Source organism: Mesorhizobium sp. PL10 (assembly GCF_053714315.1).
The window spans coordinates 227,602-246,768 of sequence record NZ_JBSKBR010000001.1 but is presented as its reverse complement, the minus strand read 5'-3'; the positions used below and the strand labels follow the sequence as shown (position 1 = coordinate 246,768).

Here is a 19,167-nt window from a genome sequence, read left to right as displayed (position 1 = left end):
CCATGTATGTCCTGAAGCACGGCATCAAGAAGAACCCCGAGAAGCGATGGGCATTGCCGGACCGCATCTTCTTCGGTTACGGCGCGTGCGCCTTTCTCGCCGGCACCTTTCTCGAGCATCCCCCGCTGGAGGGATTTTACGGCGAACGGATCCTTCCAGGCGACGGCTTTTCTGGAAACTATGTGACGAATGGCGTGATCGCGTTCGATTACCACGGCTACTCCGCCCGCGGGCGGCTGCTGAAACACCACGAAAGAGGCTGGGCTTCACGCAGCCCCGGATGGCACTGCGCGATCACCGAAGTCGATTTCGATCTGCTCGACACAGTCGAACTCAACCGGCGAAAGATACTGGGTCCGGACCAGTACCTGCACGACCCCGTTCCCCGGGCCCGGCGGTTCCTTCGGCGCATCGATCACGCCGAAGCCGCGGCAAGAGCGCTGCGAACTGTGGCGAGTGGAAGCCTCTCTCAGCCTATGTTGCGGCTGGCCTGTACGTCCGATCCGACATAGGCGATGCGCAGCATGTTGGTCGAGCCCGGCGTCCTCAGCGGCACACCTGCCGTGATGATGACGCGGTCGCCCGGCTGGCCGAAACCCTCTTCGAACGCAATGCGGCAGGCGCGGTCGACCATGTCGTCGAGGTCGATAGCGTCGGGCGAGACGACGCAATGCGTGCCCCACAGCAGCGACAGCCGCCGCGCCGTGTTGAGGATCGGCGACAGCGCGATGATCGGCACCTGCGGGCGCTCGCGCGCCGCGCGCAGGCCGGTGGTGCCCGACGCCGTATAGGTGATGATCGCCGACAGTTTCAGTGTTTCGGCGATCTCGCGCGCAGCGAGCGAAATGGCGTCGGCGCCGGTCGCTTCCGGTTCCGAACGCTGTGCGTTGATGATGCCGGCATAGGTCGGGTCGGTTTCGACCTTGGTGGCGATGCGGTTCATCATCGCCACCGCCTCGACCGGATAGGCGCCGGCGGCCGATTCCGCCGACAGCATGATGGCGTCGGCGCCTTCGAACACGGCGATCGAAACGTCGGAGACTTCGGCGCGGGTCGGCACTGGTGCGGTGATCATCGATTCCAGCATCTGCGTGGCGACAACCACCGGCTTGCCGGCGCGGCGCGCCGCGCGCGTGATCTGCTTCTGGATGCCGGGCACGGCTTCCAGCGGCATTTCCACACCAAGATCGCCGCGCGCGACCATCAGCGCGTCGGACAATTCGATGATCTCGGCCAGCCGGGCAACGGCCTGCGGCTTTTCGATCTTGGCCATGATCAGCGCCCGGCCACGCGCAATCTTGCGGGCCTCGGCGAGATCTTCCGGCCGCTGCACGAAGGACAGCGCCACCCAGTCGACGTTTGCCGCCAGCACCGCATCGAGGTCCTTGCGGTCCTTCTCGGTCAGCGCGCCGACCGGCAGGTCGGTGTCGGGCAGGCTGACGCCCTTCTTGTCGGAGATCGTGGTGCCGGCGACGACCGTGCAGGTGATCGACTTGCCGTCGCTCTTCATCGCCTTGAGCTCCAGCTTGCCGTCGTCGATCAACAGACGATGGCCGGCCTCCACCGAGCTCAGGATTTCTGGATGCGGCAGGTAGACCCTGGTCGAATTGCCGGGCTCGGGATTGTTGTCGAGCGTGAAGGTCTGGCCAGGCGTCAGCACCTCCTTGCCGTTGGCGAACTTGCCGACGCGCAGCTTCGGCCCCTGCAAATCGGCCAGGATGCCGATCGGACGGCCGACCTTTTCCTCCGCCGCACGGATGCGGGCGACCAGCGTGCGCATCAGCTCGTGGTCGGTGTGGCTCATATTGATGCGGAAGACATCGGCGCCGGCTTCGAACAGCTTCTGCAGCATCTCCTCGGATGAGGAGGCCGGACCGATGGTGGCGAGGATCTTGACCTTGCGGCTACGTCTCATTGACTGTTTGTTCCCGGGGCGGCTGGAGCGCCTCCCGTTGTGGACTCATCGGTCAGCTGGACCATCCAGCTTGCCTGCTCGCCCGTGTCATATTCCTGGAATCCGGCGCGCTGGAAGCCCCGGGCGACGCAATCGGTAACGCCGGCGATCTTGAACTCTTTTTCGGCCACGCACATGTTGATCGGGCCATCCCAGCGCCCGCCACGCTCGGCGTCTTCTGCATAAAGATAGTAAAACCTTGATGACAGCGGCCCTTCGATCAGCGTCTTGCAGCTCGATCCTTCGATGTGCCACCACCCCTCGGTGATCCAGCCGGCCTTGGCGCGGTAGCCGATGCCGACGCCGACCAGGTTCTGCGTTGCGTTGCAGACGCGGAAATCGGCGCGGGCGGGCGAGGCCGCGACCAGCGCGGCGAGGCCCACGGTCAAGGTCAGAAGCGGCACGGCAAAGGCGGTGCGCGCACGCGGCCTGCCGGCGGAACCCATCCCGAAACCCCTCAACAACGTCATCTGCATCTCTCAACGCCCCTTTTCGGAAAAGTCCGGGCGCATGTCAACGCGCCGTTCTGTCCAATTCCAATCGATTTAGATAGGCCCCCGGCGCGCGATTTGCCGCGCATGACCGGATTTTCGCAGAAACCGTGGCCAAACAACGGCATTGCGCCATCGTCCTCTTCGTGGGTAATGACGATAGCACCCTCCCCGGAAGCCAGCGAACAGACCATTTCCAGCCAATGACCCGATCCACAGTTTTCGCGCCTGTCGATATTGTCGAGGGCGACCGCAAGCGAGGCATGGTGCTTGTCGCCGACCATGCCCGTCGCGACCTGCCGGAGGAGTATGGCAGCCTCGGCCTGCCGGCGGTGGAACTCGAGCGCCACATCGCCTACGACATCGGCGTCGAGACGGTAACGCGCGAACTGGCGGCAGCGCTCGACGTACCGGCGGTGATCGCCAATTTTTCGCGCCTGCTGATCGACCCCAATCGCGGCGAGGACGACCCGACGCTGATCCGCCAGCTCTATGACGGCACCATCGTGCCGGGAAACTACCCGATTGCGGCGGAAGAACGCGAAAGACGGCTCGACGGTTTCTACCGGCCCTATCACGACGCCGTCGGCGCCATGATCGCCTCGGTGGCGCAGGCCTCGGGCAAGGCGCCTTTCATCTTCTCCGTGCACTCCTTCACGCCGGTCATGCAAGGCGTTGTGCGCCCGTGGCATGTCGGCATCCTTTGGGATCTCGACGACCGCGTTGCACGGCCGCTGATCGACATGCTGGCCGAGGATAAAGACCTCGTCGTCGGCGACAACGAACCCTATGACGGCGCGCTGCGCGGCGACACCATGTTCAAGCACGCCATTGTCAACGGCTTTGCCCATGCGCTGATCGAGATCCGCCAGGACCTGATCGCGGACAGCAAGGGCGCGCAGGACTGGGCCGAACGGCTGGCGCCGATCGTTGACGCCATCGATCGTCGTCCCGATATACATCAGGTGAAGATGTTCGGCTCGCGCACCGGGCCGCTGTGAGGACCAATAAAATGACCGAACTCAGCGACGAACAGAGACGCGATTTCGAGGCCGCCGCCTTCCGGCGGCTGGTCGGGCACCTGCGCGAACGCAGCGACGTGCAGAACATCGACCTGATGAACCTCGCCGGCTTCTGCCGCAACTGCCTGTCGAACTGGTACCGCGAAGCCGCTGAGGCCGAGGGTGTCGATCTATCCAAGGATCAGTCGCGCGAGATCGTCTACGGCATGCCCTACGCCGACTGGCAGGCGCTGAACCAGACCGAGGCTTCGGACGCCAAGAAGGCGGAATTCGAGGCGAGACGGCCGAGGGATCATTAGGGCACGGCGGGCACGCTAATAGGCGTCCACGCGCCCGCGATTGGCGGAGCCCTACGCGACTTCGTCATCCTAGGGTGGAGCAGTCGCGCAGCGACGTCGCGGAAACCCTGGGATCCATGCCGCGACGGCCGGCACGGACACAGCAGCTCAGAATGATGGTCGCGCTCACCAGGCCTGATTCTGCGCCGTAGCATCGCACAGACGGCACGGAATGGATCCTCGGGTCTGCGCCGCGTCGCTACGCTCCTTGCTCCGCCCGTGGATGACGAAGGGATGGGGCGTTTTCGCCAATCTCCAACGTCTGATGGTCCACCGAACGGCACCGACTCCATTGGCCTCTGGTCAAGCATTTCCTCAATCACAGCGCTTGACTGAAAATTGAATCGATCTAATTTTCCGTTCAAAGCCAGTTTTTTGACCGGATTCGAGACATGGACGCGCAAAACGCGATGCAGAGCGCCATTCGCGGGCGATGGGCCGTAGCCGCCATCTTCCTCGCCAACGGCTTCCTGACCGGCAGCTGGGCGCCGCAGATTCCGGTGTTCCTGACCCGGCTCGACATCACAAAATTCACGCTCGGCCTGCTGATCCTGTTGTTCGGCGTTGGCGCGGTGGCGGCCATGAGTTGGTGCGGCCATTTGATCTCCAGGCACGGCTCGCGCACGGTGCTGCGCTGGTTCGGCCTGTGTGGCAGCCTCGGCCTGCTGGTCGTGGCGCTGGCGCCCAACGTGCCGCTGGCGGCGATCGCCATGGTTATCTTCGGCGGCTCGATCGGCGGCATGGATGTCGCCATGAATGCCAATGCCGTGGTGGTGGAAAGAAGGCTCACCCGCGCCATCATGTCGTCGTCGCACGGTTTTTGGAGCCTCGGCGGTTTCGCCGGTGGCGGTTTGGGCGGTTACGCCATCCAGACTTACGGCCACCTCGCCCATGCGGCTGTCGTCACAGTCGTCGCCTTTGCCGTGATCGCCGTGGCGGTCGGCTACCTCATCGCCGAGGACAAGCCGCAGGCCGCCGAACATCACAAATTTTCCCTGCCAGCCAATCCGCTGGTCTATCTGGTCGGGCTGATGGCGCTGCTGACCATGATCTCGGAAGGCGCCGTGCTCGACTGGGCTGCGCTGTATCTCAGGCAGGAGCTCGGCGCCGACCTCGCCGTTGCCGGCCTCGCCTATGCCGCCTTCTCCGGCGTCATGGCGGTCATGCGCTTCTTCGGCGATGGCGTTCGCAACCGCTTCGGCGCGGTGTCGACGCTGCGCGGCTCGGCTATCGCCGCGGCCGCCGGCATGCTGATCGCCGGCCTGTCGCCATCGCCGTGGATCGCCATCGCGGCTTTTGCCTTTTGCGGCTTCGGCATCGCCAACATGGTGCCGATCATCTTCTCTGCCGGCGGCAACCAGGAAGGCATGTCGTCGGGCACCGGCATGAGCGTCGTGACCACCATGGGCTATTCCGGCATATTGGTGGCGCCGTCGGCGATCGGCTTCGTTGCCGAGCATTCGAGCTTCGGACCGATCTTCGTCGCCATGTCGGCGCTGTTGATCGTCGTACTGTTGATGGCCGGGCTCGCTCACCGCGCCGAGTTCGCGGCCGCACCCGCCGAATAGCGCTTGAGCTCCTCATAGAGGAAATCGGCGACGCGGCGGATGCGCACACTGGTGCGCACGTCGCGATGCATCGCCAGCCACACCGGCAGGCTGGGCAATGGCATTCCGGGCAGCAATTTTTCCAGCAATGGATCGCTGTCGGCCAGCGGCTCCTGGCCGAGACCGATGCCGTTTCCCGCCCGCAACGCCTCCCACAGAACGATCTGGTTGTCGGTCCTGAAGCGGAAGCTGCCGCGGGTGACCGGGATGCCAACTTGCGTAAAGCCGCGGATCATCTCGTCGCTGCGGTCGAAGCCGATCAACGGGTGATCTACCAGGTCGGCGGGCTTGAGCGGGCGACCGTGCCTGTCGAGATAGGATTTGGCCGCGCAGCAGCACAGCGCAATATCGCAGACCTTGCGCGCGATCAGTTCGTTCTGCGCCGGCTTGACCATACGGATGGCGATATCGGCATCCCGGCGCAACAGGTTCTCGACCTGGTTCGAGGCAACGATCTCGACCTCGATGCCCGGCTCCTCGATGGCGAGCCGTGCCGTCATCTTCGGCAGCACATAGGCCGCCACCACCTCGCTGGCGGCGATGCGCACTGTGCCTTCGATCGCCTCGACCGAGCCCAGCGCCAGCAGCGAAAAGGCGCTCGCCTGCTCGCTCACCGCCTTGCCGCGTTCGAACAGCGTGGCGCCGGCTTCGGTCAGCGCATAGCCGCGCCGCCCGCGCCGGAACAAGGTGACGCCGAGCGCCTGTTCGAGTTCGCCGATGTGACGCCCAAGCGTTGGCTGGCTGGCCGACAGCTTGCGCGCCGCAGCCGACAGGCTGCCGGTTTCCGCCACGGTGACGAAGCTCTTGATCAGGTTCCAGTCAATCTCATGCATTCATTTGTGAATATCAAAACGCCAATTGTAGTCAATTTTCATTCGCATATGAAGGCATCATATTCCGTGTGCAAACACAAACACGGAGAAGAAAGATGACCAGGATCGCAATTCTGGGTGCCAATGGCCGGCTCGGCCGCGTGGTCGGCAAGGCCTTCATCGACGCCGGCTTCGACGTCCGCGCCATCACCCGCACCGGCAAGGTGCCGGCCGAACTGAAGGGCGCCACCGCCACTGCCGGCGACGCGCTCGACCGCGAGGCATTGATCCGCGCTACGGAGGGCGTCGACATCGTCTTCAACGGCCTCAACCCGATCTATACCGACTGGGGCAAGTGCCTGCCGATGGCGGAAAACGTCATGGCCGCCTGCCATGCCAATGGCGCGCTGCATCTCTTCCCCGGCACCGTCTACAACTATGGGTCGCCGATGCCGCAGGTGGTGAGCGATGACACGCCGTTCTGCCCGACCACCGAGAAGGGCCGCATCCGCTGCGCCATGGAAGCGCTGTTTCGCCGCGAGGCTGACGCCGGCCGGGTGCGCACCATCATTCTGCGGGCCGGCGATTTCTTCGGCGGCACCGGCAGCGGGTCATGGTTCGACCTCGTCGTCGCCGCCAAGATGAACAAGGGCGTCTACACCGCGCCTGGCCCGGCCAATCTCGTGCATGAATGGGCCTATCTGCCGGACTTCGCCGTCGGCTTTGTCGGGCTGGCGCGCAACCTCGACAAGCTCGGCTTCTACGAAGCGCTCAATTTCCCCGGCCATGCCGTCACCGACATGGATATCAAGGCCGCGGCCGAGAAAGCGCTCGGCCATCCACTGAAGCTGGCCTTCATGCCCTGGTGGGTGCTGCGCGCCGGCAGCCCTTTCGTGGCGATGTGGCGCGAGATCGTCTCGATGTCCTATCTTCGCTTCGAGCCGCACCGGCTCGTGTCCGACCGGCTGGAAGGCATCATCGGCGAAATCCCGCACACGCCGCTGGATGAGGCCGTGGCCGAGGCCTTGAAGGACATCGGCATCAACCCCGGTCGTGCACAAGACGCGGCGTAGACAGATCCATCAGCCCTGGACCAATCGCTGGAAACGAGGAACCGGATGGTCTTTATAAGGTGATTGTTTATAACGGTCGGCGAGATCACAATCACCAAGGGGAGACGATGCGTTACATACGTCCGCTTTCAATCGAAGATGCCGTTGGCGTGCTGGCCGGCGCTTCCGGCCCATCAGCCATTCTTGCCGGAGGCAGCGACCTCCTGGTGAGGATGAAGGGTGGGTTTGTCGAACCCGACCTGATCGTCGACATCAAGGCAATCGACGGCTTGAGCGATATCAGGGAAACAGCCGATGGCTTCAGCATCGGCGCCGCCGTCCCCTGCGCGGTGCTGGGCGAAAACTCGGGGCTGAAGAAGGCCTGGCCTGGCGTCGTCGAAGCGGCGAAGCTGATCGGTTCGAAGCAGGTGCAGGGACGCTGCACCATCGTTGGCAATCTCTGCAACGCCTCGCCTGCCGCCGACAGCGTCCCGGCTTTGGTGGCCGCCGGCGCCAAGGCAGTGGTAGCCGGCCCCTCGGGTAAGCGCACCATTCCCGTGGAGGCCGTGCCGACCGGGCCTGGAAAGACATCGCTCACCAAGGGCGAGATCATCGAGGCGATCCTGCTCGACAAGCGGGCGCCGCGTTCGGGCGACGCCTATCTGCGCTTCATTCCGCGCACCGAGATGGACATCGCGGTGGTCAGCGCCGGCGTTAACCTGACGCTCGATGAACATGGCGTCATCACAGCGGCCCGCGTCGCGCTGGGCGCCGCGGCGCCCACCGTGCTTTTGGTGGAAGAGGCAGCCGAGGCTCTCATCGGCAGGAAGCTGGATGAGGCAGCCCTTGAGCGGCTCGCCAAGGTCTGCGCTGGGGCCTGCCGCCCCATCGACGATAAGCGGGGCACCATCGAGTTCAGACGAAAAGTTGCGGGCGTGCTGGCCAGACGAGCCGCCACGACCGCCTACGCACGTGCAGGAGGCAAGTGATGGCCGGTGTAGCAGTTTCAACGACAATCAACGGCGATCACGTCGAGTACCTTTGCCAACCCGACGAGACGTTGCTCGACGTCCTGCGCGACCGGCTCGGGCTGACCGGCGCCAAGGAAGGCTGCGGCACTGGCGACTGCGGCGCCTGCAGCATCATCCTCGACAACCGGCTGGTCTGCTCGTGCCTGGTGCTCGGCGCGGAAGCCGAGGGCCGAATTGTCGAGACCGTCGAGGGCATGGCGCACGGCGACAAGCTGCATACGTTGCAGGAGAAATTCCTTGAGCACGCGGCGCTGCAATGCGGCATCTGCACGCCGGGCTTCCTGATCGCGGCCAAGGACCTTCTGGCCAAGAATCCAGATCCGACGGAAGAAGAAATCCGCTTCGGCCTCGCCGGCAACCTCTGCCGCTGCACCGGCTACGACAAGATCGTCCGCGCCGTCCAGGACGCCGCCAACGTGATGAAGGGAGCGTAAGCCATGAATTTCGATCCACGCTTTTCCGGCCGCAAATTCTCATCCGTCGGCACGCGGCCCATCCGCCCCGACGGCGTCGACAAGGTGACGGGCCGCGCGCGCTACGGCGCCGACTTCAACATGGCGGGACAACTGGTCGGGCGCGTGCTGCGCAGCCCGCACGCCCATGCGAAGATCCTCAAGATCGACACCTCCAAGGCTGAAAAGCTGGCCGGCGTGAAGGCGGTGATCACCGCCGCCGACCTGCCGGACCTCACCGATGGCGATGCCGCCATGTACGACGTCCTCGACAACTGCATGGCGCGCACCAAGGCGCTCTATGACGGCCATGCCGTGGCCGCGGTCGCCGCCGTCGATGCCCGCACGGCGCGGCAGGCGCTGAAGCTGATCGTGGTCGACTACGAGCTCTTGCCGCATGTCACCGATGTCGACGAGGCGATGAAGCACACCGCCCCCTTGATCAACGACACGATCTTCACCGAGGGTCTCGAGGAAAAGCCGGTAAAGCCTTCCAACGTCACCAAGCGCAGCCAGTTCGGCCATGGCGATGTCCACCAGGGCTTCGGCCACGCCGATGTCATCGTCGAGCGCTCGTTCAAGACCGAGCAGACGCATCAGGGCTATATCGAGCCGCATGCCTGCGTGGCGAGCGTCTCGTCCGACGGCACCGCAGACCTCTGGGTCTGCACGCAAGGCCATTTCGTCTACCGCCAGCACTGCGCGCAACTGCTCGGGCTGGAGGCCTCGAAACTGCGTGTCACCTCGTCGGAGATCGGCGGCGGCTTTGGCGGCAAGACCCATGTCTGGGCCGAGCCGGTGGCGCTGGCGCTGTCGCGCAAGGCCGGCCGCCCGGTGAAGCTGGTAATGACCCGCGACGAGGTGTTCCGCGCCTCGGGCCCGACCAGCGCCACCTCGATCGACGTGAAGATCGGCGCCCGCAAGGATGGCACTATCACAGCCGCCGAGGCGACGCTGCGCTACACCAGCGGCCCCTATGCCGGCACCTGGGCCGAGATCGGCGCCATGACGGCGTTTGCCTGCTACAAGCTCGATAACGTCAAGACCGTCGGCTACGAAGTGCTGGTCAACCGGCCGAAGACCGCGGCCTATCGCGCGCCTTCCGCACCGATGGCGGCGTTTGCCGTGGAAAGCGCTGTCGACGAACTGGCCAAGGAACTCGGCATGGATCCGGTCGAGTTCCGCATCAAGAACGCCGCGCAGGAAGGCACACGCTCCTCCTATGGCCCTGTCTACGGCCCGATCGGCATCGGCCCGACGCTGGAGGCGGCCAAGACCCATCCGCACATGAAGGCGCCCTTGGCCAAGAACCAGGGCCGCGGCATGGCCTGTGGCTTCTGGTTCAATTTTGGCGGCCAGACCTGCGTTGACTTGAACATCGGCATGGATGGCTCGGTGTCGCTCGCCGTCGGTACTGTCGATGTCGGTGGTTCTCGCGCCTCGCTGTCGCTGGTGGCGGCGGAGGAGCTCGGCATCGACTATGCCCAGCTCAAGGCTGTGGTCGCCGACACCTCCAGCCTCGGTTACAACGACATGACCGACGGCAGCCGCGGCACGTTCTCGTCCTCCATGGCGACGATCTCGGCCGCCCGCAACGCGATCAAGATTCTGCGCGACCGCGCCGCGCAGATGTGGGACATCCCCGTCGACGACGTGGTCTGGGAAAACGGCCACGCCATCGCCAAGGGCGAGAAGTACGGCAACCTTGGCAAGCTGTCGCTGAAGGAGATTGCAGCTGCTTCCGGCAAGACCGGCGGGCCGATCGCCGGCCATAGCGAGCTCGTCGCCGACGGCGCCGGCGTCTCCTTCGCCACCCACATATGTGACATCGAGGTCGATCCCGAGACGGGTGCGGCGCGCGTCGTGCGCTACACGGTGATCCAGGATGCCGGCAAGGCGGTGCACCCGACCTATGTCGAGGGCCAGTACCAGGGCGGTGCGGCGCAAGGCATCGGCTGGGCGCTCAACGAGGAGTACATCTACGGCAAGGACGGACGTCTGCAGAATGCCGGCTTCCTCGACTACCGCATCCCGGTCTGCTCGGACCTGCCGATGATCGACACGCAGATCCTCGAGATTCCCAACCCCAACCACCCCTATGGCGTGCGCGGCGTCGGCGAGACCTCGATCGTGCCACCGCTGGCGGCGATCGCCAACGCGATGTCGAACGCAGCCGGCGTGCGCATGACCCACATCCCGATGTCGCCGCCCCGCGTCCTCGCCGCGATCGAGGCGGAACGGGAAGGCTAGGGCGAGGTCTGGCAAATGGTCGAAGTCACCCTCTGGGGTGCGCTGGGCCAGCTCGCCGGCGGCCAGAGCAAGGTCGAGGTCGAGGCCAAGGACATAAGGGAGCTGTTCAGGAAACTGGCTGAACAGTATCCCGGCATCGAGCCGTGGATCGAGAAGGGCATCGCGGTGGCCATCGACGGCACGATCTATCGCGATACGTGGAGTAAGGAGCTGCCGCAGGGAGCGGAGATTTTTCTGCTGCCGAGATTGGCTGGGGGGTGAGTGGGACATGGCGCTGATGAACAGCGAATTCTCGAAGTCCCGTGAAACTTCACCGCCTCCATCATTTGTCACCCATACTTATGTTACGCGCCCTGCGAGCGCGATTTTATGCTCGCTGTGGCTCCAGGCGGATGTTTGTCATAGTCAGCGTATGACAACGCGAAGCTTCGCAGTTTAGCTCTGGTTTCCACCACGAGGAAAGGCCGATAGACAGCGAAGCTGGCGGATTGGCGTTGTCGATCAGTGATCCTAATATCCAGCTTTCCGAAGAATCAGTGCCGCCGGATGGCGAGAAGCCAAACACAATGGGCTGGCGGAAGCTTAAATCTCTGGAATTTTGAAATGCGTCCCTCGTTGAAATAGGGAGCACCTGAGTTAAATGGATGAAATCGCCAAAATTGACCGAAGGATCGTTATCCGCAACGCGGAGAACGAGTGGGAAGGCCGGGCGCGGAAGGTTAGCGATCTCCGGCGGGAACCGTTCGTTGTCTTGCTTGGCGAACCCGGCATCGGCAAGTCGACGGTTTTCCAGACCGAGGCTAAACTGGAGGGCGGAACCCTTCTCCGGGTGCGTCAGCTAGTCAACGGCCACCGGCCTCCGCCAGGAGGCACGCTTTTCATTGACGCGCTGGACGAATATCGCACCGATGGGAGTGTCGCCGACAAGGCCGATAAACTATCGATCGCCATCGCAGAATCAAAAGTTCGCCATTGGCGCCTGTCATGCCGATCGGAGGATTGGCGCAACGCCGCGGATATTGCGGCGATACAGGCAACAACTGGAGGTACGAATATTGTTGTTGCCCAACTTCTTCCGTTGGATGAGGAGGAAGCGAGCTTCCTACTGCAGGCATGGGGCGAGGCCAATCCGGAGGGATTCGTGAGCCAAGCAGCGCGGATGGGCGTCACCGCGTTGACCGAGAACCCGCTGAGCCTGAAGCTTTTGCACAAGGCAGTGCAGCGCACTGGCAGTTGGCCATCGTCGCGCTTTGCCCTCATGTCCGACGCTACTTGGCAGTTAGCTCATGAGCACAATCCTGATCGCGAATATGAGCTGAGATCGTCACCAGGCGCAATCATTCACGCCGCCGGTCGGGCTACCCTCATTCTGCTGGCGAGCGGAGCGCTAGCCATTTGGCGCTCGAATGCGCCGCCACCAAATCAGGAGGACAGGCGAGCGTTTCTGACCACCCATGACGTTGAGATTTCGCTCGAGCTGTTCGGGAATATGCTTGACACGCCGCTCTTTCGCGGCGCTGGCAACATCTTTGAACCGATGCATCGAGTGGTGGCTGAGTACCTTGCGGGAAAGACGCTTGCAGATGCGGTGACGGGCGGCAGCGATCGAGCGGCCCTCCCCCTTTCGCGAGCCGTCGCTATGGTTACAAGCGCGGATGGTCGGCCTCCGACCGAATTGAGGGGCCTTTATGGGTGGTTTGCGGCGCATCTGGCAAAATCCGGGGATGCAATAGGCGCGCGACAGCTGATTGAGGCAGATGCCGTAACCGTCCTAGCTTACGGCGACGCCGCAGCCTTCCGAACTCCGGAGCGCCGCTCCATTTTAGTGAACATCGACCGGGATGATCCGTATTTTCGATCCTCGGAAACTGGTGTCACGGCCTACGGTGGCTTGGCCGGAGAAGACCTAGCGGACGATTTTCGCGAGATACTCATGGCGGCGGCGACCTCGCAGAGGTTTTTAACAGTGATGGACGTCCTCACGATCGGTCCGCCAGTCCACTCGCTGCGGTCGCTTCTCAAGGACATCGCATTGGATTTGACGCGGCCAGGTTGGCATCGTTGGCGTGCGGCGGATGCGTGGCTGAATGGAGTGCCTGCCCCGCATGCTGCGCGTCTTGAACTGCTGGACGAGCTCGACGGGGAGCCGCCATCAACCGGCAGGGAGATTCTGCGGACCCACCTTGCGGGGGAACTGCCGGTCAGATTGCTCAACGTCCAGCGCGTGCGCTCCATCTTGCGAGATTTCGAGTCCTCACCGGACGACAACACTGTCGGACACCTCTTCGCCTTCGAAACGCGACTGAAGGACGAGCCTTTACCTGCACTGTTTGCAGAACCGACTGATTCTTGGCGGGCGCCGGAGGGTCAGCGCCAGCGACGCAGCGAAGTTGATCACATCCTAGATAGGTTACTGGCGGCATACATACGAACCTGTGAGCCGACGAGCTCAGAAGTCTGGCAGTGGGCAAGGAACGTCGGGGGCGACGAATTCATTTACCTGGGAGAGGAGACGCTGAAAGCGCTTTCCGACTGGCTCGTGGCAGACGACCGGCGTGAGATTGACATTCTCGACTTGGTGCTCGGCGAGTATCAAGCCGGTGATCGGCCTTGGTTGCCTGGAAATGACTTCTTCCGACTGGCACGGCGCAGCGCCTCACAGGCGTTGGTCCGGCACCTGCTCAACAACGCTGCTTCAGTATCGTCTGCCGTCGAGCGTAAGTGGCTAGAGCAAGTCGCAGTGCATCTCGCAAATGGGCCAAATCCAAACACCGCCGCCTTCTGGTACGTCTATGATTATCTCCTTCGCGGGAGGGGCACAAAGCGGCTTCTCCGCGAACTTACTGTTAAGAAGATTAGCCAGCATCATTTGAGGTACCTTAAAGGACGGATCAAAGAGCGGCGGCAGAAGGACAAGCGCAGGCAGAAAGACCTCGACATTCTCACGAAAGAGCTTGCAGCTCTTCGTGGTGGCAAGAGCAAGAACCTTATCTGGGCGGCAGACAGGTATTTCCAAGGCGCCTCGGATGACACGCCGCCGTCGATCTGCACGCTAGAAGCTGACCTGGGCGCCCCCATTGCGAAAGCCGTTCGTGACGGCTGGGCACGAATTGCGACGCAGCCGATCGAATATCTCGACGCGGCTGTTCTCGGCCGAGCGGCGGGCCAAAACAAAGGCTATGGCATCGAGCATGCAGTTATCGCCGGCATCGACGTTCTTCTTCAGGAACAACGAGCGCCGGCACTTGCGACGGCACCCCTTCTATCAGCAATTATCGCACTCAAATCCGATTTTATCGTTGGTTCCGAGAAGCGGCGTGACGCCATCAACGGTTGGGCTGTTCGCAGACTTGAAAACAATCCTGCCGCAGGAGCCCGAGAACTGTCGACATTCTGGAGTGCGATACTTGAGACAGGTGGTACCAGTCTTGACGGGTTATGGGATCTCACTCGACAGGGTCGAATTGGACGTGCGGTCCCAATGGCTCTCGAAGCTATCCTTGGGGCCACGCCTTTGATGCATGAGAATGCGCTCAAGCAAGCCCTGATTGCTGCGTTCGATGCTATCGATTCCGTCCGGCTTCAACAACTTGCTGACGCAGCGCTTGGACGCGGTGAACTGAGGGGGCGACAAAGACTTCTTTGGAGTTTCGTTCGCTTCGCTCTTGATCCGGCCCGATGGCGATCTCAGTTCCTTCAGGAATTTGATGGTGCGACCGCCAGCGACATCGCTTTTCTGGATTGGGACGGAGAGATGGGAAAGGTGACGAACAGCCTAGACCACCAATTGGTCCGCCTCGAAACGATAGCCCGCGTCGCAGGCGCACGATCGACGCCAGAAGACAGATTTGGAAGCGGCTGGGTGACGGATGTACATCACCTTGCGGATACAGCTTACGAAGGGATCATGGCCCTTTCAGCGAGTGCCGAAGCGCAGGCTGGCCCATTCCTCCAAGGACTGGCGACCGAGACCTTCCTGGCTGCCTGGCAACAGACAATCCTTCACGCAGTTTCCCAGCAAGCGCGATTGAGAAGAGACGCCGACTTTCGTCATCCAACGGCTCTACAGATCGCTGAAGCGATCTCCGGTGGCCCACCAGTGAACGCGTCCGACTTGCGGGCAATTACAACGGAGGAACTGAAGCGGCTGCGGGACGAATTGCGCAAGTCCGATACTGGTGACTGGAAGATGTTCTGGAATCGAGATGGGGACATCCCGAAGGCGCCGCTTCACGAGAACGAATGCCGCGACTACGTGTTGAGCAGGCTCCGCGACCGGATGTCAAAATATCGCATTGCGGCTGCGCAGCCAGAGGCACAGCGCGCCCATGAAACGCGTGCGGATATGCTCATCCTGACTGGCGCAGGCAGAAACCTGCCGGTCGAGGTCAAGCGCCACTACCATGGCCACCTATGGACGGCGGCGGCAACGCAGTTGCAGGGCTATGCGTTGGCTCCCGGTTCGGATGGGTTAGGCATCTACCTCGTAATCTGGTTTGGCATCGACATACAACCTACGCCGCCCCGGCCAGATGGAGGCGGACTGCCATCGACAGCGGCGGAGATGGAATCAATGCTTATTTCAGATCTGTCCGACGATTTGCGCAAGAGAACAGATGTCATCGTCTTTGACGTCTCGCGGCCGGACGCGGTCGCAAGACGCGTAACAACCCGCTCTGGTCAGCGTGGGCGCAATAGGCGCTCACCGTTGGTGCAAGATTGAATGTGGCTCGACCTTGGCTACGTTTCGCCCCCCAGCCTCGTAAAAGGCGTCTGCCCCGCCGGCCATCGCCCCTCATACCCCCAGCGTCGGCTCCGTATTCACCTCCAGCGCCTCCTGCGCCTCGTCGTCCTCGCCCAGCACGTCGCCATGTACCGCCAGAGCTCGCCCGATCCAGATCGGGCCGATCAGATGGTCGCGTTTGAGGTTGGTGGGTGGATGAGGTTGCTGAGGCCGCCGTGGGTCAGAATCCGCCAGGGCACCAGCGTGGCGAAAATTTCGATGGCGAGGGAGACCTGGTACATCGCGTGCTCATGCGGGCCGACCGGCCCGTCGAGCCAGGTGCCCAGACGCACGCGGAGGCGTTCGCCGATGCGAAGAGAAAAGTTTCGAAGATGTGGAGAAATCATATCGGCCAAGGCAGAATCGTTGGGGTCAACACCACCGGACCGTCACCGGCTCCTATTGTCGCGGGGGATCGAGGTAAGGCACCTCGCCACCGGCGTTCATCTTCGTAACAGCCGCATGCAACCTCCGCCGGGTCGGCACCGGCGGAACCACTCCCCGCTCTCAGGTCACCACCGAAAGCCCTGCCGGCTGCGACACGCCGGGGAACGGCCCGATCCTGGCCGGACGCAGCCCGGACTGGAAGAGGTTGCTGTGGAGGTTGGCGACCCACTGCTTGCCTTCGGTCGTCAGCTCCAGATAACGGATCGCGTCGCCGATATAGGGCTCCACCTTCAGCGTAAAGAAATCGGTGAAGATGGCGCCGAGATCGGCGGCGGTCTTGCAGCCGAGCTTTTCCACCATTCCGGTCTCGGAGAACTCGGCAAACAGCGCCGGCAGCTTGCGGTGGTAGAAGGGGTCGGCGAGCTGGCCGATAAGATCCGCGGCCCTGACCAGCGCCGGCTCGGTGTTGGTGGCCTGGTAGGCCGGATCGTCCGGTACAGGAAAGCGCGTCATCTCGATCGCCGCGATAATGCGCTCCTCATTGACGAACTTCGAGGAACCAAAACGTTGGCGCGCATAGATCTTGGCGCGCTCGATATGATAGGGCGCAAGCACCGCGTCGGAGGCGCCGCGCGGTGGCGTATGGCGGTCGCCGGCCTCGTTGATGACGAAGCTGTCGTCGGTGTCGCCCGGGCATATGCCGTGCACCATGCCGATGTCGTGGACAAGCAGCGCGCAGGTATAATGCAGCCAGTCATCCGGGGTCAGGGATTCCGAAAGCAGCCGGCCGCGGATGATCTGCTGGCCGGCGAGCGTAACCATCAGCGTGTGCTCGATGTTGTGATAGAGCGCGTTCGAATTGCCGATGCGTTCCAGGACAAGGCGGGCCGCCCCGCCTATGTAGCTCGCATACTCCGAATTGCGATGCGAGAAATACTGCAGATAGAGTTCCGACAGATGGTCGCCGAGCCGGTCGGCCATGATGGAAATCGGATTGAGCATGACAATCGTTCCTGGCCAATTTAAGCACGACACGTCGCGTGCGGCAGCCATCCTAGCACGGTTCCGGTGTGGATTTTATCACAGCGTCGGTGATGCGCATCGAGGCGACAGCAAGCATCTTTGCGCTTGCCTTGAAGCCATCCTATTCTGCAGGGTAGTCGCGGTTGTGGGCATAGAATGTCGGTACTGCCTTTCCTGAGAATTTACGCGCCGCTCAACGCGGTGCTGGCTGCGCCCGGGCTCCTGGCGGTGGCTGCGCTGACGACACCCAACATTTCCGGACGAAGCAGGCTGGCTCTGGTTGCCCTGCTCGCCGTCATTTGGGGCGCCTATCTTGTGCAGATGGTCGCGACGCTGCTCAAGCGCCGTGCGGGAGACCTTCACGACAGGACGCCGGCAATCGCCATCGATGTGCTTGCGGTCCTGGTTCCATTCGCGGCATTTCTGCTCGTCGGCACGCCCGACTGGAGCCTCTACTGTGCCGTCTGGCTGCTGAAACCGCTGCGCGACTCGACCTTCTTCCCGGTGCTGGGCAGGGTGCTGGCCAACGAAGCGCGCAACCTGATCGGCGTCACCACGCTCTTCGGCGTCGTTCTGTTCGGTGTCGCGCTCGCGGGCTATGTCATCGAGCGCGACATCCAACCGGACAAGTTCGGCAGCATCCCCCAGGCCATGTGGTGGGCTGTGGTCACGCTGTCCACCACCGGCTATGGCGACGAAATTCCGCAAACCTTCGCTGGCCGCGTCCTTGCCGGGGCGGTCATGATGAGCGGCATCGGCATCTTCGCGCTCTGGGCCGGCATTCTTGCCACCGGTTTCTCTCAGGAAGTTCGCCGCGGAGAATTCGTCCGCAATTGGCAATTGGTCGCCGGCGTGCCGTTGTTTCAGAAGCTCGGCCCGGCCGTGCTGGTCGAGATCGTGCGCGCGTTAAGACCTCGCACGGTGCCGGCGGGCGCCGTGATCTGCCGCAGAGGCGAGCCCGGTGATCAGATGTTCTTCGTCGTGGAGGGGCGCGTCACCGTCGCGACGCCGAACCCGGTGGAGCTTGGACCGGGCGCCTTCTTTGGCGAGATGGCGCTGATCAGCGGCGAACCGCGTATGGCGACCGTCAGCGCCGCAACGGCGGTCTCACTCCTGTCGCTGCACGCGGTGGACTTCCAGATGCTGTGCAGCAGCAGCCCGGAGATCGCGGAAATCATCCGCAAGACCGCACTCGAGCGGCGCAGCGCAGCACCGACGGCTTGACCTTCGGCTCTTACCCCTAAGCCGTCAGCGTCGGCTCCGTATTCACCTCCAGCGCTTCTTCAGCCTCATCCTCCTCGCCGAGAACCTCGCCATGCACTCCCAGCGGGCGGCCTATCCAGATCGGGTCTACCAGGTGGTCGCGCTTGGGGTTGGTAGTGTTGGGGTGGATGAGGATGCTGAGACCGCCATGGTTCAGCATCAGCCACGGAACCAGCGACGCGAAAATCTCGGTGGCGAAGGAGACTTGGTACATAGGCTGCTCGTGTGGGCCGACCGGCGCGTCGCGCCAGTTGCCCAGCCGCACGCGGAAACGTTCGCCGATGCGCAGGCGCAGCCATTCGGCGTGCTGCCGCTCGGCCTGCCCGTCATAGTAGATGTGGGCGTGGTAGCTGGCGATCTCCGCGAGCGGCCTTGGCGGGGTGTCTGCGTTCACCTTGATGGCTCCTTCGAGGATTGTCGTGTGCGGCAGCGTATACGCAAGGGAGCGGCCCGTCATCTGCGCTCGATTGCAGGGCAATCGTTTAAAGCGGCGCCGAGACGGAGCGGGGGAGCGCCATCAGCTACTGCGATAGCCCTAATCAAATCCTGCCCATCAACACCAGTATCAGCAGCACCACAAGCACAACGCCGGCGATCCCTGACGGGCCGTAGCCCCAGGAACGTGAGTGCGGCCAGGCCGGCACGGCGCCGATCAGGATCAGGATCAAAACAATGAGGAGAATGGTGGTGACGGTCATGAAG

General features: G+C 62.9%; 18 protein-coding genes. 11 read left to right on the top strand and 7 right to left on the bottom strand.

Features of this window, described 5'->3' with window-relative positions; all coding sequences use genetic code 11:
• The first annotated feature begins 2 nt into the window (after positions 1-2).
• Positions 3-512: a hypothetical protein gene (locus tag ACWGTO_RS01175; RefSeq protein ID WP_454573054.1), complete on the top strand. Its 510-nt coding sequence runs from the start codon at positions 3-5 to the stop codon at positions 510-512.
• Here the strand turns inward: ACWGTO_RS01175 and pyk are convergent.
• Entirely contained in the window at positions 470-1,915 is a 1,446-nt protein-coding gene (pyk, locus tag ACWGTO_RS01170) for a pyruvate kinase (RefSeq protein WP_454573053.1), read from the bottom strand. The two genes, ACWGTO_RS01175 and pyk, sit on opposite strands and share 43 nt — an antisense overlap.
• Positions 1,912-2,400 carry a DUF1036 domain-containing protein gene (locus tag ACWGTO_RS01165; protein ID WP_454573495.1) on the bottom strand — a complete coding sequence of 163 codons (489 nt, stop codon included), beginning with the start codon at positions 2,398-2,400 and terminating at the stop codon, positions 1,912-1,914. The genes pyk and ACWGTO_RS01165 overlap by 4 nt, the downstream gene beginning before the upstream one ends.
• Positions 2,401-2,648: 248 nt before the next feature.
• On the opposite strand from ACWGTO_RS01165, the gene ACWGTO_RS01160 reads away from it, so the two are divergent.
• The 3 genes from ACWGTO_RS01160 to ACWGTO_RS01150 all read left to right on the top strand — a co-directional run bounded on the left by ACWGTO_RS01160 (position 2,649) and on the right by ACWGTO_RS01150 (position 5,373).
• Positions 2,649-3,446 (top strand): N-formylglutamate amidohydrolase, encoded by a 798-nt coding sequence (locus ACWGTO_RS01160; protein ID WP_454573052.1) that lies wholly within the window; start codon positions 2,649-2,651, stop codon positions 3,444-3,446.
• An 11-nt stretch (positions 3,447-3,457) separates the two neighbouring features.
• Positions 3,458-3,766: a DUF1244 domain-containing protein gene (locus ACWGTO_RS01155; protein WP_454573051.1), complete on the top strand. Its 309-nt coding sequence runs from the start codon at positions 3,458-3,460 to the stop codon at positions 3,764-3,766.
• Positions 3,767-4,197: 431 nt separating this feature from the next.
• Complete coding sequence (locus tag ACWGTO_RS01150; protein ID WP_454573050.1) at positions 4,198-5,373, top strand: MFS transporter; 1,176 nt, start codon at positions 4,198-4,200, stop codon at positions 5,371-5,373.
• Here the strand turns inward: ACWGTO_RS01150 and ACWGTO_RS01145 are convergent.
• The gene (locus ACWGTO_RS01145; protein ID WP_454573049.1) at positions 5,337-6,245 is read right to left on the bottom strand and encodes a LysR family transcriptional regulator; all 909 of its coding nucleotides are present in this window, start codon (positions 6,243-6,245) and stop codon (positions 5,337-5,339) included. The two genes, ACWGTO_RS01150 and ACWGTO_RS01145, sit on opposite strands and share 37 nt — an antisense overlap.
• A 95-nt stretch (positions 6,246-6,340) precedes the next feature.
• Here ACWGTO_RS01145 and ACWGTO_RS01140 point away from each other — a divergent pair, with 95 nt between their 5' ends.
• The 6 genes from ACWGTO_RS01140 to ACWGTO_RS01115 all read left to right on the top strand — a co-directional run bounded on the left by ACWGTO_RS01140 (position 6,341) and on the right by ACWGTO_RS01115 (position 15,732).
• Positions 6,341-7,297, top strand: coding sequence for an SDR family oxidoreductase (locus tag ACWGTO_RS01140; protein WP_454573048.1), 957 nt, complete (start codon positions 6,341-6,343; stop codon positions 7,295-7,297).
• Between the two features lie 107 nt (positions 7,298-7,404).
• The gene (locus ACWGTO_RS01135) at positions 7,405-8,265 is read left to right on the top strand and encodes an FAD binding domain-containing protein (protein ID WP_454573047.1); all 861 of its coding nucleotides are present in this window, start codon (positions 7,405-7,407) and stop codon (positions 8,263-8,265) included.
• Positions 8,265-8,741, top strand: a complete 477-nt coding sequence (locus tag ACWGTO_RS01130; RefSeq protein ID WP_454573046.1) for a (2Fe-2S)-binding protein — start codon at positions 8,265-8,267, stop codon at positions 8,739-8,741. The genes ACWGTO_RS01135 and ACWGTO_RS01130 overlap by 1 nt, the downstream gene beginning before the upstream one ends.
• A 3-nt stretch (positions 8,742-8,744) precedes the next feature.
• Positions 8,745-11,009 carry a xanthine dehydrogenase family protein molybdopterin-binding subunit gene (locus ACWGTO_RS01125; RefSeq protein ID WP_454573045.1) on the top strand — a complete coding sequence of 755 codons (2,265 nt, stop codon included), beginning with the start codon at positions 8,745-8,747 and terminating at the stop codon, positions 11,007-11,009.
• A gap of 15 nt (positions 11,010-11,024) precedes the next feature.
• The gene (locus ACWGTO_RS01120) at positions 11,025-11,270 is read left to right on the top strand and encodes a MoaD/ThiS family protein (RefSeq protein ID WP_023712829.1); all 246 of its coding nucleotides are present in this window, start codon (positions 11,025-11,027) and stop codon (positions 11,268-11,270) included.
• A 379-nt stretch (positions 11,271-11,649) separates the two neighbouring features.
• A complete protein-coding gene (locus tag ACWGTO_RS01115; protein WP_454573044.1) occupies positions 11,650-15,732 on the top strand; it encodes a hypothetical protein in 4,083 nt (1,360 codons plus the stop codon).
• Between the two features lie 185 nt (positions 15,733-15,917).
• Here ACWGTO_RS01115 and ACWGTO_RS01110 read toward each other — a convergent pair whose 3' ends face one another.
• Together ACWGTO_RS01110 and ACWGTO_RS01105 are read right to left on the bottom strand one after the other, a co-directional pair.
• The gene (locus ACWGTO_RS01110) at positions 15,918-16,139 is read right to left on the bottom strand and encodes a DOPA 4,5-dioxygenase family protein (protein ID WP_454573494.1); all 222 of its coding nucleotides are present in this window, start codon (positions 16,137-16,139) and stop codon (positions 15,918-15,920) included.
• 160 nt (positions 16,140-16,299) lie between these two features.
• Positions 16,300-17,181, bottom strand: a complete 882-nt coding sequence (locus ACWGTO_RS01105; protein ID WP_454573043.1) for a metal-dependent phosphohydrolase — start codon at positions 17,179-17,181, stop codon at positions 16,300-16,302.
• Between the two features lie 177 nt (positions 17,182-17,358).
• On the opposite strand from ACWGTO_RS01105, the gene ACWGTO_RS01100 reads away from it, so the two are divergent.
• Entirely contained in the window at positions 17,359-18,426 is a 1,068-nt protein-coding gene (locus ACWGTO_RS01100; RefSeq protein WP_454573042.1) for a cyclic nucleotide-gated potassium channel, read from the top strand.
• A gap of 16 nt (positions 18,427-18,442) precedes the next feature.
• Here ACWGTO_RS01100 and ACWGTO_RS01095 read toward each other — a convergent pair whose 3' ends face one another.
• Together ACWGTO_RS01095 and ACWGTO_RS01090 are read right to left on the bottom strand one after the other, a co-directional pair.
• Entirely contained in the window at positions 18,443-18,859 is a 417-nt protein-coding gene (locus tag ACWGTO_RS01095) for a DOPA 4,5-dioxygenase family protein (protein WP_454573041.1), read from the bottom strand.
• 145 nt (positions 18,860-19,004) lie between these two features.
• Complete coding sequence (locus ACWGTO_RS01090; RefSeq protein ID WP_454573040.1) at positions 19,005-19,163, bottom strand: DUF3309 family protein; 159 nt, start codon at positions 19,161-19,163, stop codon at positions 19,005-19,007.
• Positions 19,164-19,167: the final 4 nt, after the last annotated feature.

Coding starts and splice junctions, on each gene's coding strand:
- pyk (WP_454573053.1), bottom strand. CDS start 1,915: ATGAGACGTAGCCGCAAGGTCAAGATCCTCGCCACCATCGGTCCGGCC.
- ACWGTO_RS01140 (WP_454573048.1), top strand. CDS start 6,341: ATGACCAGGATCGCAATTCTGGGTGCCAATGGCCGGCTCGGCCGCGTG.
- ACWGTO_RS01130 (WP_454573046.1), top strand. CDS start 8,265: ATGGCCGGTGTAGCAGTTTCAACGACAATCAACGGCGATCACGTCGAG.
- ACWGTO_RS01090 (WP_454573040.1), bottom strand. CDS start 19,163: ATGACCGTCACCACCATTCTCCTCATTGTTTTGATCCTGATCCTGATC.
- ACWGTO_RS01115 (WP_454573044.1), top strand. CDS start 11,650: ATGGATGAAATCGCCAAAATTGACCGAAGGATCGTTATCCGCAACGCG.
- ACWGTO_RS01110 (WP_454573494.1), bottom strand. CDS start 16,139: ATGATTTCTCCACATCTTCGAAACTTTTCTCTTCGCATCGGCGAACGC.
- ACWGTO_RS01175 (WP_454573054.1), top strand. CDS start 3: ATGTATGTCCTGAAGCACGGCATCAAGAAGAACCCCGAGAAGCGATGG.
- ACWGTO_RS01100 (WP_454573042.1), top strand. CDS start 17,359: ATGTCGGTACTGCCTTTCCTGAGAATTTACGCGCCGCTCAACGCGGTG.
- ACWGTO_RS01145 (WP_454573049.1), bottom strand. CDS start 6,245: ATGCATGAGATTGACTGGAACCTGATCAAGAGCTTCGTCACCGTGGCG.
- ACWGTO_RS01165 (WP_454573495.1), bottom strand. CDS start 2,400: ATGGGTTCCGCCGGCAGGCCGCGTGCGCGCACCGCCTTTGCCGTGCCG.
- ACWGTO_RS01155 (WP_454573051.1), top strand. CDS start 3,458: ATGACCGAACTCAGCGACGAACAGAGACGCGATTTCGAGGCCGCCGCC.
- ACWGTO_RS01160 (WP_454573052.1), top strand. CDS start 2,649: ATGACCCGATCCACAGTTTTCGCGCCTGTCGATATTGTCGAGGGCGAC.
- ACWGTO_RS01120 (WP_023712829.1), top strand. CDS start 11,025: ATGGTCGAAGTCACCCTCTGGGGTGCGCTGGGCCAGCTCGCCGGCGGC.
- ACWGTO_RS01135 (WP_454573047.1), top strand. CDS start 7,405: ATGCGTTACATACGTCCGCTTTCAATCGAAGATGCCGTTGGCGTGCTG.
- ACWGTO_RS01105 (WP_454573043.1), bottom strand. CDS start 17,181: ATGCTCAATCCGATTTCCATCATGGCCGACCGGCTCGGCGACCATCTG.
- ACWGTO_RS01150 (WP_454573050.1), top strand. CDS start 4,198: ATGGACGCGCAAAACGCGATGCAGAGCGCCATTCGCGGGCGATGGGCC.
- ACWGTO_RS01125 (WP_454573045.1), top strand. CDS start 8,745: ATGAATTTCGATCCACGCTTTTCCGGCCGCAAATTCTCATCCGTCGGC.